This window comes from Sphingomonas sp. PEI4, assembly GCF_056679955.1.
In genome coordinates this window covers 1-13,286 of sequence record NZ_JBWXPI010000009.1, presented here as the reverse complement: position 1 = coordinate 13,286, position 13,286 = coordinate 1, and the positions used below count along the sequence as shown (strand labels likewise).

13 protein-coding genes are annotated in these 13,286 nt (G+C 65.8%); 7 read left to right on the top strand and 6 right to left on the bottom strand.

The window, feature by feature from the left end; translation table 11 throughout:
• Positions 1 to 32: 32 nt before the first annotated feature.
• Genes AC1MLZ_RS25335 through AC1MLZ_RS25325 form a run of 3 tightly spaced genes read right to left on the bottom strand, consistent with a single transcriptional unit; the run spans position 33 to position 2,696 of the window.
• Positions 33 to 314 carry a DUF1289 domain-containing protein gene (locus AC1MLZ_RS25335; RefSeq protein ID WP_480962536.1) on the bottom strand — a complete coding sequence of 94 codons (282 nt, stop codon included), beginning with the start codon at positions 312 to 314 and terminating at the stop codon, positions 33 to 35.
• Positions 315 to 346: 32 nt separating this feature from the next.
• On the bottom strand, positions 347 to 2,404 hold the full coding sequence (locus AC1MLZ_RS25330; protein ID WP_380773431.1) for a heavy metal translocating P-type ATPase: 2,058 nt from the start codon (positions 2,402 to 2,404) through the stop codon (positions 347 to 349).
• Positions 2,405 to 2,417: 13 nt separating this feature from the next.
• Positions 2,418 to 2,696 carry a metal/formaldehyde-sensitive transcriptional repressor gene (locus AC1MLZ_RS25325; protein WP_380773429.1) on the bottom strand — a complete coding sequence of 93 codons (279 nt, stop codon included), beginning with the start codon at positions 2,694 to 2,696 and terminating at the stop codon, positions 2,418 to 2,420.
• Between the two features lie 143 nt (positions 2,697 to 2,839).
• Here AC1MLZ_RS25325 and AC1MLZ_RS25320 point away from each other — a divergent pair, with 143 nt between their 5' ends.
• Positions 2,840 to 4,777: an FTR1 family protein gene (locus AC1MLZ_RS25320; protein ID WP_480962535.1), complete on the top strand. Its 1,938-nt coding sequence runs from the start codon at positions 2,840 to 2,842 to the stop codon at positions 4,775 to 4,777.
• 28 nt (positions 4,778 to 4,805) lie between these two features.
• On the opposite strand, the gene AC1MLZ_RS25315 is transcribed toward AC1MLZ_RS25320, so the two are convergent.
• The 3 genes from AC1MLZ_RS25315 to traA are packed head-to-tail and all read right to left on the bottom strand — an operon-like array spanning position 4,806 to position 8,770.
• A complete protein-coding gene (locus AC1MLZ_RS25315) occupies positions 4,806 to 5,171 on the bottom strand; it encodes a hypothetical protein (RefSeq protein ID WP_380773427.1) in 366 nt (121 codons plus the stop codon).
• A gap of 2 nt (positions 5,172 to 5,173) precedes the next feature.
• Positions 5,174 to 5,863, bottom strand: a complete 690-nt coding sequence (locus AC1MLZ_RS25310) for a DUF6118 family protein (RefSeq protein WP_480962531.1) — start codon at positions 5,861 to 5,863, stop codon at positions 5,174 to 5,176.
• Positions 5,864 to 5,872: 9 nt separating this feature from the next.
• The gene (gene traA, locus AC1MLZ_RS25305) at positions 5,873 to 8,770 is read right to left on the bottom strand and encodes a Ti-type conjugative transfer relaxase TraA (RefSeq protein WP_480962530.1); all 2,898 of its coding nucleotides are present in this window, start codon (positions 8,768 to 8,770) and stop codon (positions 5,873 to 5,875) included.
• A 174-nt stretch (positions 8,771 to 8,944) separates the two neighbouring features.
• Between traA and AC1MLZ_RS25300 the strand changes: the two genes are divergently transcribed.
• The 6 genes from AC1MLZ_RS25300 to AC1MLZ_RS25275 form a co-directional block, all read left to right on the top strand.
• Positions 8,945 to 9,274, top strand: a complete 330-nt coding sequence (locus AC1MLZ_RS25300; RefSeq protein ID WP_159513436.1) for a conjugal transfer protein TraD — start codon at positions 8,945 to 8,947, stop codon at positions 9,272 to 9,274.
• A 13-nt stretch (positions 9,275 to 9,287) separates the two neighbouring features.
• The gene (locus AC1MLZ_RS25295; protein WP_133192513.1) at positions 9,288 to 9,512 is read left to right on the top strand and encodes a conjugal transfer protein TraD; all 225 of its coding nucleotides are present in this window, start codon (positions 9,288 to 9,290) and stop codon (positions 9,510 to 9,512) included.
• Positions 9,509 to 9,793: a hypothetical protein gene (locus AC1MLZ_RS25290; RefSeq protein WP_159513437.1), complete on the top strand. Its 285-nt coding sequence runs from the start codon at positions 9,509 to 9,511 to the stop codon at positions 9,791 to 9,793. Before AC1MLZ_RS25295 ends, AC1MLZ_RS25290 begins: the two co-directional genes overlap by 4 nt.
• Positions 9,790 to 10,131 carry a transposase gene (locus AC1MLZ_RS25285; protein WP_159513438.1) on the top strand — a complete coding sequence of 114 codons (342 nt, stop codon included), beginning with the start codon at positions 9,790 to 9,792 and terminating at the stop codon, positions 10,129 to 10,131. The genes AC1MLZ_RS25290 and AC1MLZ_RS25285 overlap by 4 nt, the downstream gene beginning before the upstream one ends.
• A gap of 95 nt (positions 10,132 to 10,226) precedes the next feature.
• Positions 10,227 to 11,870, top strand: a complete 1,644-nt coding sequence (locus AC1MLZ_RS25280; protein WP_480962529.1) for a type IV secretory system conjugative DNA transfer family protein — start codon at positions 10,227 to 10,229, stop codon at positions 11,868 to 11,870.
• An 808-nt stretch (positions 11,871 to 12,678) separates the two neighbouring features.
• A partial coding sequence (locus AC1MLZ_RS25275; RefSeq protein WP_480962528.1) for a RepB family plasmid replication initiator protein occupies positions 12,679 to 13,286 on the top strand: 608 nt, incomplete at its 3' end.

The following is a 13,286-nucleotide window of genomic DNA, read 5'->3' as shown; positions in this document are numbered from 1 at the left end:
GGTCTTAGGGCTCGTCGGCCCGAAGGTGCCGACTACGTTCCCCTGGTCTCAATGGGCGCACAGGATGCTGCGTCGGGTGACGCTGCCGATTGGCTTGCGGCGCGCGGCGAGAAGCCTCGCGCGCCGAGGTGGCTGGTTCCGGGATGAGCGTTCGAGGTGACTTCCTGCGCTCTACCCTGATCCATCAGGCGCTGTAGCCGACGCTTTATATCCTTGAGAACCATTTTGCGGGTGCCAGGCTGCATCTTCCGCCACGCGCGTATTTCCGGGGCGGTGCGCCCGCATCCCCTGCACCAGCCGCTTCGGCGATCCATGCCGCACATGTCGATGCAGGGCGAATCCGTGCTCACAGGTGCGCCCCGACAGGCTTGCCTTGTGACATGGGGGCGGCCGTCGTGCGCGCCTCGCCGGCTTGCGACCGCTGCGGGAGCAGCCGGGCCGAATTGAGGATGAAGGTCAGTTCGGAAACGACGTGGATGAAGGCCGCAAGCAGCGGATTGAGCAGTCCGACCGACGCGAGGATAATGCCCGCCAGATCGACGATGATCGTGCCCGCGAAGTTCTGCCAGATTATCCCACGGGTGCGGCGCGCGACCTTGAGCGTGTCGACCAACCGGACCAAATCGTTGCCAAGCAACACCACGTCCGCGCTCTCCTGCGCAACGTCAGTGCCCGATCCCATCGCAATGCCGACGCTCGCCTCGGCCAGCGCGGGCGCGTCGTTGACCCCGTCTCCGACCATCGCCACCGTGCGCTTCTGACGGACGAGGGCTTGGATGCGATCGAGCTTGTTCTCGGGCAGCAGCCCTGCTTCGATCTCCGTAATGCCAAGGCTTTTTCCAACCGCCTGAGCAACAGGCATGGCGTCGCCCGTGAGCAGTATGGTCCGGATTTTCATCGCATTCAGTGCTTCGATCGCCCGCTTGGCTTCGGGCCGAACCGTGTCCGCTACGGCCACCGCACCGAGCAGCGCGCCATCACGCGCGACATAGACCTCGGATGCGGCTTCTACCCCGTGGCTAAGCGAGCTGGGGATCGCGACCTTCTTTTCCTTCATCCAGAGCAGGTTGCCGACCAGCACCGTCGAACCGCCAACCTGCGCGGTGATGCCCCGCCCTGGCGTGTAGGCGAAGTGCTCCGGCTCTACGACGCTGCAACCCTTGCTCTGCGCGTGGGCGACGATCGCCTTGCCGAGCGGGTGCTCGGAACGCAGCTCGGCTGACGCTGCCGCATCCAGAACCTCTTCGAGCGAGACGCCGGCAACGGGCACGATCGCCTGCACCTCGGGCCGGCCAAAGGTCAGCGTGCCGGTCTTGTCGAGCACTACGGTATCGACCTTGCCCAGCGTCTCCAGATGAACACCGCCCTTGATGATCGCGCCAAGGCGTGCGGAACGGCCGATGCCGCCAAGGATCGCGAGCGGGGTTCCGGCCGCGATGCCGCAGGCGCCCGCGACGATGATGACGGAGATCGTCGATGTGATGTTCTGCGTGATCAGATAGGTCAGAACCGCCGCGCCGATCGCGAAATAAACGAGATAGCCCGCCATGCGATCGGCGAGCCGCTGAACCGGCGCGCGCGAACGCTCGGCCCGCTCTACCGCCTCGATGATCTTGCCGTAGCTCGTATCTCGGCCGATGCGTTCGGCCCGCACTTCAAGTGCGCCCGACTGGTTGATCGAGCCGGCGAAGACGGGCCGGCCCTCGACCTTCTCGACCGGCATCGACTCGCCGGTAATGCGGGACTCATCGACGAAGGAATGTCCCGACAGCACCGCGCCGTCCACGGGGATGCGTCCGCCGGGCGCGACAAGGATGGCGTCGCCGATGCTGAGCTCATTGGCGGAGATAGTGCGGATTGAACCGGTGCGGCGGACCGAAACCTCGCTGGGCAGAAACTCCAGCAAGTCGCGAATCGCCTTGCGGCCGCGCCCGACCGTCAGGCCCTCCAATACCTCAGCGACGAGCACGAACAGCGTGATGACCAGCGCTGTGAAGAACTGGCCGATCGCCGCCGCCGCGACGATGGCGATCGTCATCGACAGCTCCATCGTCATGCGGCGCTGGAGGATGTTCTCGAAAGCTTCCTTTACGATCGGCCAACCGCCGACAAGGAGGCCCGCGACGCCGATCACGCTAACGGCGGCGAATGGCTCCCAAGCACGAAACCAGACGAGCGCTGCGGCAAGCGCGACAAATCCGATGCGAACGGCTTCCTGCCACTCGAACGGATGCTCGTGGTCGTGCCCGTCTTCGTGGTCGTGGTCGTGGTCGTCATGCCCGTGGCGGTGATGGTCATGGCTACCATGCGCGTGCGGAGCGTCGTTCAGCGCCGCTGGCGCGGTGGTGCGCGCTTCGGCCTGGTCGGCCAAGGTTGCGCTATCGCGGCTCGCTAGATCGGCCATGCTCGTCATCCTCTCACTTCAAATAGGTCCGCACGACGTCGATCAGCTCTTCCGCACCCCGAGCCCGGTCGGGGTCGGCTTCGTGCGCAGGATCGACGACGTGCAATCGAATGTGGTCTTCCATGACTTCGGCCATCAGGCCGTTCATCGCGCCTCGCACGGAGGCGATAAGCTGGAGCACGTCGGCGCAGCCGGTTTCAGCCTCTAAGGCGCGTTCAACCGCTTCGACCTGGCCTCGAATGCGGCGCACGCGGGCGATCAGCTTCGACTTTTCACGGATCGTATGCGCCACAATGGCCTCCCTTATACTCGCGTAATATAGGGGGGTAGCCTATCGTTGTAAATACACGCAACTCCTGCTAATGAGAGTCCTTCGCACAAGGACCGTATGCGTGAATCTGAAAGCAAGTCAGCCGATCCTCACTCACTGCCGCGCTGCTCAAGTCCGCACTCGGGTTGGTCGCGTCGCTGACGCTGCTTTTGATCCCGACCAGTGCAATGGCCGATACCGGGGATGTGCAAACCGCGTGGCGACTGCTCGACTATATGGCGGTCGATTATGGCGGGGCGGTCGAAGGCGGTCGGATCAAGAGCGCGTCGGAATATGCCGAAATGACGGAGTTCGCGGGTTCCGTGTCGTCGCGGCTCGCGACGCTGCCGGCCAATCCCGAACGCGCGGCGCTGCTCGCGGGCGCTGCGCGCCTGCAAGGCTTGATCGCCCGCAAGGGCACGCCCCAAGAGGTTGCGACGCTCGCGCACCGGTTGGCGGCCGATCTGCTGCAAGCCTATCCCGTACCCCTCGCGCCGGCTTCGCCTCCTGATTTCGCGCGGGGCGCGGCCCTGTTCGGTTCCACCTGCGCCGCCTGCCACGGCGCGACCGGGGACGGGCACGGCCCGAACGCCGCCAAGCTCACCACACCGCCGATCGCATTCACCGACGCGGACCGCGCGCGCCAGCGCAGCGTGTTCGCGCTCTATCAGGTCATCACCCAAGGCATCGACGGGACGGCAATGCAGAGCTTCGCCGATCTGCCGAGCGGGGATCGCTGGGCGCTGGCGTTCCGCGCGGGGAGCTTCGCGCTTACCGATGAACAGGCGCGCGAAGGCGAACGGCTATGGAAGGCCGATTCCTCGCTGCGCCAGCGCGTTCCCGACCTGAAAACGCTCGTGGGCCTCACGCCCGCCTCGCTCGCGAACGGAATCGGCGAAGAGCGAGGGCTGGCGGTCATGGCGTATCTGCGCCGCCACCCGGAAGCCGTGATCGAACAGGCTCCGGCGTCGCTCTCCCTCGTTCGCCAGAAGCTGGCGGCAAGTCTCGACGCCGCCCGCAAGGGCGATCGTCGCGCCGCCAAGGAACTGGCGCTGTCGGCCTATCTCGACGGGTTCGAGCCGGTCGAACCGACGCTGGGCGCGCGCGACGCGACGCTGCTGAACCGGATCGAGGGCGCGATGGGCGAATATCGCGCGGCGGTCGATCATGGGGCCGCGCCCGACGATCTGGCGAACCGCGCCCTCGTGCTGAACGGGCTCTTTGACGATGCCGAAGCGGCGCTGGCCCCCGGCGCATCGAGCACCGCCTCGACGTTCCTGGGGGCGTTCACGATCCTGCTGCGCGAAGGGCTGGAAGCCTTGCTCATCGTCGTCGCGATGATCGCGTTCCTGCGGAAAGCGGAGCGATCGGAAGTGCTCCCCTATGTGCATGGCGGCTGGGCCGGGGCGCTCGCCGCCGGCCTGCTGACGTGGGTGGTTGCCACCTACGCGATCGGGATTAGCGGCGCGAGCCGGGAGCTGACGGAAGGGTTCGGCTCGCTGTTCGCGGCCGTGGTCCTGCTCTCGGTCGGGATATGGATGCACGGCAAGGCGCAAGCCGATCAATGGCAGCGCTACATTCGGGAGAAGATGATGCACGCGCTGTCCGGCCGCTCCGCCTGGTTCCTGTTCGGGCTCGCGTTCGTGGTGGTCTATCGGGAGGTCTTCGAGACGATCCTGTTCTACGCGGCGCTATGGACGCAAGGGAATGGCGGCGCGCTGCTCGCCGGCGCCGGCACGGCCGTCGCGGTTCTCGGCGTCATCGCCTGGGCCATGCTGCGCTACAGCCGCCAGCTCCCGATCGCCAAGTTCTTCGCCTATAGCTCGTGGTTGATGGCGGGGCTGACGGTCGTGCTCGCCGGCAAGGGCGTGGCGGCGCTGCAAGAGGCCGGTATCATCGACATAGCCCCGATCGCCGATGCGCCCCGCCTGTCGATGCTGGGCGTGTTCCCCACCTGGCAATCCATTGTCGCCCAGCTCCTCATGGCGCTCGCCATCGTCGCCGGCTTCTCGCTCAATCGGCGCAAGGGGACGCGGGCGCTCGACCCCGCGCCCGCCGAGTGACGTTAGCGAGCGTCTAAATGTTAGCCGTTTAGCCTAAGAAAGTCGCTCTGGGTCTTCGGTGTTCTCGACAGACTTCGGCGACATAGACTTTCACCGCTCGCTCGATCGCCGGCCAGCGAACCAGCGAATGGCGAGGGTCGCGCATCTGCTCGTCGCTGACCGGCGCATCCGACAGGATCGCCATGCGCCAAAACACCAAGGCCCGTGGCACCCACATTTCGGTCGAGGGAAGGGGTGCCATCCAGCCATGCTCGTCGGGTTCGGTGAACCCGGCGCTGCCGTATAGCCAGTTGCCGCGCTCGGCCGCTGGTGGCGCGTCCGTCACCGCCTCGGCGCGAAGCATCCGGTCGAGCAGCGTCAACAGCGCGTCCCGGTCAAGCTCGGGAGACTCCATCCTCATTCCTCCGCCTTGACCTCGATCGTGCAACGCACCGCCTTCTTCGCCCTCGCGGCGGCGGTGCGGCACGCGCCGATCGCGTCGCGATTGTCGCGCGCCAGGGTGGCGGCTCCGGTGATCCCGCGCCAGGCATCGGGAGCGGCGACGGCCATCAACCGCTGCCCGCCATCCCACATCGGCAGCCCAAGCGTGCGCGCCGCCATCCGCTCCGGCCAATGCCAGCTCTCCGGCATGGCGCGCGCGAGTCCGCCGGGAAGGATCGCCCATAGCGCCATGCCCGCCACCAGCCCGATCAGACCGGCATAGCCGAGCCGACGCCGCTGCTCCCCGGCCGCGATGTCGGATTGCAGATGCCGGCCAAGCCGTGCCGCCACCTCGTCCATCCCCTGCTTGGCAGCGAGGAACAGGCGATGATCCTCCCTGCGGCCTGCGAAGCTGGCAGCGTCGATCTGCCGGCCGGTTTCCTCGGGCGTGAGCGACAAGGCCGGACTCTTCACCAGCGCATCGACCCGCTGCGCGGTCGCGGAGAGATTGCGCGAGATGACGCCCAGCGTCTCGGAATAGTCCGGCACGTCCGGCACCTCGGCGCGCTCGGCCGCCAGCCGTTCGACCGCGCGGCGCATCAACGACACTTCCGCGCGAAGGGTCTCGAACGCCTGTGCCGCCTGGTCCTCGCTGTCGTCCGTCATTCCCGTTCCCTATCGGCTCAGGCCGCGATCCCGCTGCCGGTCGCGGTCGATCTCGATCGACCGCTCCAGCATCTTCTCGATCGACGGCGTGCGGTCCCGGCCCAGCCCCAACTCGGGCGCGCGCCGCTCCAGCTCCACGCGCAACGCCGGGTCGTCGCGGAGTCCGTTGACCATTTCGGCCATGCGGTCGGCCGCCGGGCCGGTGCCGCTATCGCCGCGCTCGGCCTCCAGCGCCCGCCAGCGTTCCATGAACCGGCCGGCACGAAGCTCCGGGGCGGTCCGCACCCGCGCTTCCTCGGCCATCGCGCGTGATGCGCCACGGGTATCGCCCGCCGCCGCGTCGCGCGCGAGACGCGGATCGCGCTCGAACGCGGAAGCGAGGTCGCGCGCGCCCTGGTAGCGGGTCCGGTCCAGCGCCTCGCCGGCTTGTCGCAACGCCGTTTCCTGGTGCGCCAGCACCGGCAACCCCTTCTCCGCCATCCGGCCTATATCGACCGTGGCGCGCGCATAGCGTTCGATCGCCTTCGCCTGGTGAGGCGTGGGAGCGCGCTCGATCGCTGGCGACGTCGCCTGCTCCGGGGTCGATTTCGGCCGGAACCCGGCGAACATCCCCTTGGCCTTGTCGCGCACCTTCTCGACGGCCTGGCGCGCGAGTTCCGGGAACCGGATCTCGCGCCGATCGGCGAACGCGCGGGCCTGATCCTGGTCGCCACGATCGGCGGCATAGTCACCCGCCATGTCCTTGCCCCGGTCGCGCGACAGGGCGCGGACGAGCTGGCGCTGATCGGCGAAGTCGTCGCGGCCATAATGAAGCTGCACGCTGTCGCGATGCCGCGACAGGCCGACATAGGCGCTGTGGCGGTCCATGCCGGGGGTGGCGAGGACGTGCGCGCGATCGACCGTCACGCCCTGCGCCTTGTGGAACGTCGCCGCATAGCCGTGATCGACCGCGGCATAGTCCTTCGCCTCGAACGCGACGCTCCGGCCTCCGTCCAGCCGGACGGTCATGCCCTCGGGGCTGACCTGCTCGATCGTACCGAGCGTGCCGTTCTTCACCCCCAGCGACCGCTCGTTCCGCAGGAACATCAAGCGGTCGCCGCGCGCGAAGTCGCGTGACCCCCGATCGGCGCTGAACGCCACGTCGTCGCCAAGGTCGCCGGTCGCGCGAAGCCGGCCGCGCGCTTCCTCGTTCAGCTCGCGGACCTCGGCATTGGTGTGGGTGAGAATGACGCGGGATTTGTCCGGTTCGGCCTGGCGTTGGCGATCCCAACCGTCGACCAGCTCGCCCCGCGCCAGCTCGCGCGTGTCGGCCGCATGGACCATGCCGCGACCGTCATAGGCATGGATCGCCTCGGCCGTCCGCCCCGTGGCGAGCGAGCGCGTCGCCTCCTTCTGCCAGTCGTCGCGCTGCCGGCGTATCTCAGTGATCTCGGCTGCGCCGTGGCGCTCGGTGACGCTGCGGAACGCCGCGCCCGCCTCGATCGCCTGCAACTGCTCGGGGTCGCCGACCATGACGACCTTAGCCCCAGCATCGCGCGCCTGGCTCAACACCCGCTCCATTTGGCGCGAGCCGATCATGCCGGCCTCGTCCACGACCAGCACGTCCCTGGGGCCAAGCTGCTCGCGCCCCTGCCCCCATGCGTGTTCAAGGCTGGCGATCGTGCGCGACGTTATGCCGGACCCGCCCTCAAGATTCTCGGCGGCGATGCCGGACAAGGCCGCGCCCCGCACGGTGTAGCCTGCCTCCTCCCATGCCTCGCGCGCGACACCGAGCATCGCCGACTTGCCGCTGCCGGCGTAGCCGACGACGGACGCCAGCCCGTCGCGTTCGGTGATCCGACCGAGCGCGTCGCGCTGCTCGGTCGAAAGGACAAGCCCTCTGCCCTCGGCGGCTTCCAACGCACGATAGACCTGGGTGCCGGCGACGAAGTGATGATCGGCCCCGGCAAGCTCGCCGGCGCTGCGTTCAAGCCGGGCCTCCACCGCGATCATGTCGCGGCTCGTGAACCGCTCCTGGTCGCGTCCGTCCTTCCCCAATGCGATCAGCTCCGGGCTGGCGCGCACCGCCCCCATCACCTGGTCGAACTGATCCTTGCCGTCGCTGTGCCGGAACGCGAACGTCGCAAGGTCGCGGGTGGTGAACGTCGCCTGCTGCCGCGTGATCGCGTCCAACGCGACATTGGGATCGGCAATAATCTTCTCGCCGTTTTCGCGGGCAATGCGCGCGTGATCCTCGATCCGCTCGGCCTCAAGCCCCTGCCCCGGCCTGCGCGATGCCGCCGGGCCGATCTTGTGCTGCGGCTCCAGCTCGATCCCCTGCGCCTCATAGGAGCGATGGTCGATCCGGCCCTCAAGCCCCAGCTCGGCCATGCGCTCATTGACGTGGGCGCTCCACGCCTCGCGCCAGTCCTTCAACAGCTCGGTCGAGTTCCAATCGCGGTTCTTCTGGCCGAACCCCTCCGGCCCCACGTCGCGCATCGCCAGCATGACATGCGCGTGCGGTTTCGGCGTGCCGTCCTTCGCCTTGTCCCAATGCACGTTCAGGTCCACGACCATGCCGCGATCGACGAACTGCGTCTTCACGAAGTCCTGCGCCAACGCGACGCCCTGTTTCTCGCTCATCTCGCGTGGAATCGAGAACTCGACCTCGCGGGCAAGCTGCGCGTCCTTGCGCTTCTCGCCCGCCTCCACCTCGTTCCACAAGGTCGAGCGATCGTTTAAACGCTCCGGCGCGCCCTCCGGCAACATCACCTCGGAGTGGATGACGCCTGCCTTGTTGCTGAAATCGTGATCGCGCCCAAGCCGCTCGTCGAACAGCTCCGATGCCGAGCGATAGGCGGCGCTCGCGACGGCGCTCGATCCGTTCGCGCGGCTCACGACCTTGGCGGAGAAGTGATAGATCGCCATGACGTTCCGCACACTGCCCTACTTAGCGCACGTCGGCAACGACGTATAAGCGCGCACTCACAATCTGCTGCGCATCTCCTGATTGACTTGGTGCCGCTTTCTACTCGTTCCGGCTTTACCCATATGCCAGATGCGCTAAGATGCTGCTGACCGATACGCGGAAAGGTGAGAACGATGCGGAAGGTTCGCGATTACGACGCCGAGCTGAAAGCGCTGGGTGACAAGGCCCGCGCTTTGAAAGCGAAGCGAGTCGAACAGCTAGGCCAGCTCGTCGCCGCGACCGGAGCTGATGCCCTCGATGCGGAAACCCTCGCCGGTGTTCTGCTCGATGCGATTGGATCGAAGGATGCAAGCGCGAAGGAGGCATGGCGCGCGAAGGGCGTGGCTTTCTTTCAACGGCGCGGGCGCAAAGGTGCTGGCGCTGCTGCAATCGACGGATCGGGCGCTGCGACTGAACCGGGCGGCAACGCTGCGGGCGGAAGCGGCGGAACGGCGAACGGATAGCAGGGGCTGGGTCGTGCAGCGTCGCGAACGAACGCGCCACCTGATTGAGCTGGGCGGGCTGGTCCAGAAAGCCGGCTTGGTTGAGCTGACGGACGACGATCGCGCCACCCTTTACGGCGCGCTGCTCGATCTTGCCGGGCGTGGTCGCGGCGACGAAGCCGGCAACATGCTGGCGCTGTGGAAAAGACGCGGAAAACGCGCGTTCGATGCGGAAGCTGAAGGGAGCGAAGCGCAATGAGCGATTTCGATATGGAGGCAATCCGTAGGCAAGTCCGCGCGATGGATTTCGTACGCGGCACGCCGGCGGAAATCGCCATGTGGCACGAGGACATGGCGGACTCGCGCGCTAACCTGGTCATCGAGGACATGATCCCGACGCCCAACGACGATGCGTTCTTCGCGATGATGCTGGACGAGGGCGTGCCCCCTCCCCTCGTCTCGCAAATCCTGCTCCGGCTGCTCGATCATCCCGACGCCGATCGGTCTCTATCGATCACGCCTATTCAACGGACGACATGATGCCCAAAACCGTCGATCGGAATGAACAGATTGCGTCCTTCGACACAGGCCCTTTGCTGCGGACGGTGGATGATCTGGACGTGATGCGCGATCACCTTAAAGGCGATAATTTCAATGCACCGGAGATGCGGCACGACCTGCTGCGCCTGCACGGGTTAGCCATGCGCTTCGTCAATGATGCGCAAACCGATCCGGTCATGGCCGAAGAAATGTTCGACCTGGCGGCAGACCTTGAATGTCGCATCCAAGACCTGTCCGACGCGCTGGCGAGGATGCTTGCTCCGATCCGCACGCTGCAAGCATTGGAGCCGAGCGATCAGGAGAGACCGGGTTTTTGATGTGCTCGCCTTTGCAGAACGCTATCGTATTCTGATCTTGAGATATTCCGAGCGTAACGACGCCCCGGTCATTACGCTCCCGCTGGGGAAGTAGCATGGGCCTTGCGCGCGCCACCCGTAATCTCGCCCGCACCGCCCGTGCCAACCCGATGTGGGCCTTGTTCGGCATCTTGCTCGCCCCTTTCCGGTTCGCCCGGCACATCATCGGCGTGGTCCTGTTCGCCATGGTGCTGTTCGTGGCGCTATTCCTCCTGCTGATGCTGGCGATCTGGTATTTCGGCCTCGATAAGAACGGCGCTGTCGCTCAGCTTGGCGTATTCGGGATCAGCGGTGCCGTGGTCCTGGTCATGGTCTGGATGTTCGTCCTGCCCCTGCTTCGCCGGTTCGATTATGGTGATAGCGCCGACACGCATGGTTCGGCCCGCTTTGCCACAGCCGGGGAAGCCCAGGCGCTTAACGACGATCACGGCCTGCTGATCGGTCGTGACGTGAAGACCGGCAAGCCGATGCGCTACGCAGGTCCCGCCCATCTGCTGACGATCGCACCCACCCGCACCGGCAAGGGTGTCGGCACGATCATCCCCAACCTGCTGGAATATCCGTTCGCGGTCGTCTGCATCGACCCCAAAGGCGAGAACGCCCGCATCGCTGCGCGCCAGCGCGGCAAGTTCGGCGCGGTCCATATCCTTGATCCGTTCAGCGTCACCGGCCTGTCCTCGGCCGCGTTCAATCCGCTCGATCGCATCGACCCGCACGGCCTCGATCTCGCCGACGACTGCATGACGCTCGCCGATGCGCTGGTCCACGACGCGCCCGGCGAAGCGGGCGACGCGCATTGGAACGAGGAAGCCAAGGCGCTGATCGCCGGTATCCTGCTCCACGTCGTCACCACTGAACCGCCCGCCACCCGCACCCTGGAAACGCTGCGCGACCGGCTGACGCTCGCCCCGACCGCATTGGCGGCGCAGCTCGCGGCGATGCAAGGACAAGGTGGCCTGGTCGCGCGCGCCGCCAACCGCCAGCTCGGCAAATCCGATCGCGAAGCCGCTGGCGTGCTGTCGGCCGCGCAACGCCATACCCACTTCCTCGATTCACCCCGCATGGCGACGGTGCTGGGGCGATCGGATTTCACGTTCGCAGGGTTGAAGGATACGCCCGCGACGGTGTTCCTCGTGCTGCCGCCCGACCGGCTTGCCAGCTATGCCCGCTGGCTGCGGCTGATGGTGGCGCAAGCCCTGACCGAGCTGGCGCGCGCGCCGAGTCGCCCGCCCTGGCCGGTGCTGTTCCTGCTCGACGAGTTCGCGGCGCTCGGCCGCCTTGAACCGGTCGAACGTGCGATGGGGCTGATGGCGGGTTACGGCGTCCAGCTCTGGCCGATCCTGCAGGACGTTCACCAGCTCCGCGCGCTCTACGGGCAGCGCGCCGGCACCTTCCTGTCGAACGCCGGCGTCCTCCAGGTGTTCGGGGTCAACGATCAGGACAGCGCCAAGCTCGTCTCCGATCTGGCCGGGCAGGAAACCGTCGTGTTCGAGACCATGAGCCGCGCGCTCGACGCGGAGCAGACCGGGATTTCGTACGGGCAGCAGCATGTCGGTCGCGCGCTCCTCACTCCTGATGAGGTTCGCACCCTCAAGCCCGATCGCCAGCTCCTGTTCCTCGCCGGGCAACGCCCGATCATCGCCGCCAAGCTTCGCTACTATGCCGATCGCGAGTTCGCCGGGCGGTTCGATCCGGCGTGATCGATTCTCGAAAGCACGAAGCGCGACGCGGGCATACCCGTATAGGCGTATACACTCGCGCCAACGCAGCGGCGAAAAGTGAGTTTTGGGGTATCGCCTCACCTTTGGCGTATCGGGGTTTTACACACCGGTCCCTGATAGAGCCTCGTAGAGACGGTTTGTCGAGCGAAGGCCGGCTGATCCCTCCCCTGCCCGTTTTGAGGCTCCACGGCTCACAAATCGCCTCCTGTGACCGTTTGACTAGACACCTTCGGTCGCGATGATGCACTTCCGGTCGGGCTTGGCTTCCCTGGAAAGCCATTTGAACGGTTGAGCTTGGTGCTGGCGGTCGTGGTGAGGTGCGATCGTCGGCTGCATCCTCGTCGGCGTAGCCGGCGACGAGCGAAGGCGTATCGGCCGCTAGGCCGATTCCGTTTCTCCCTTCCTCGGTTGCTAGAGCTGCGACTTATCCACAGGTGAGGCTACCCCAAAACTCACCGTTCGTGTTCAGATTCAATGATTCTTCTTAGATTCAAGATTCAGGGTCGAGAAACCGTTGGATTTCTGAGGAAAACCGCCTCGAAAGGTGAGCTTTGGGGATGAGTCGCGTGAGTTTCGGGGTAGCCTGTGGTGAGCTTTGGGGTCGGTTAAAGTGAGTGTTGGGGCGGGGTCCGGTGAGCTTTCGGGTAGGCGGTCTCCCCCGTCCTGGTCGTCGGTGAGTTTTGGGGTAGGCCCTCCCCGCTGATCGGGGAGCTAAAGGATTTGCTTAGCTCACAATTGGCAGTAAGGTGAGCCGGTAACTTTCTCTTACTCACCGTTGGACGTGCCTATGTCGTCACAGCCCGCCGTCGTCGATCTGACCTACCGCACCTTGGCGCAAAAGGGGCGCGGCAACCCGTTCGATCCCGCCAATTATGGCGAGATCGTCAAGCCCGGCGAGCTGGTCGATATTGTCGAGCTGAGTCCCCTCACCCTTGCCGATCGCCGCATCTACAACCTGCTGATCGCCAACGCTTGGGAGCGGATCGGTGAACCGATTGTCCACCGCATCGCCAAATCGGCGCTCAAGGGCACGCACCAAGGCAACGAGCGGGTCGAAAGCTCGCTGCTGCGCCTGATGGGCACCATCGCGATCGTCACCATCCGCAAGGCGGGCAAGACTTACAAGCGCCGCGTCCAGCTTCTCGGCCCGAGCGACGAAAGCCTCGAAAAGGACGGCTTTCTTCACTACCGGATTCCCGAAGAGCTAATCGAGATATTGCGGAACAGCGAGGTCTATGCCCGCCTCAAGACGCAGGTGATGTATTGTTTCGAGTCGAAATACGCGCTGTGCCTCTATGAGATGATCGAGCGTCGTATCGGCCTCGAATACAAGCAACGGGAAGAGTTCACGCTTGAGGAGCTGCGCGGTCTGCTCAACGTGCCGGATGGCAAGCT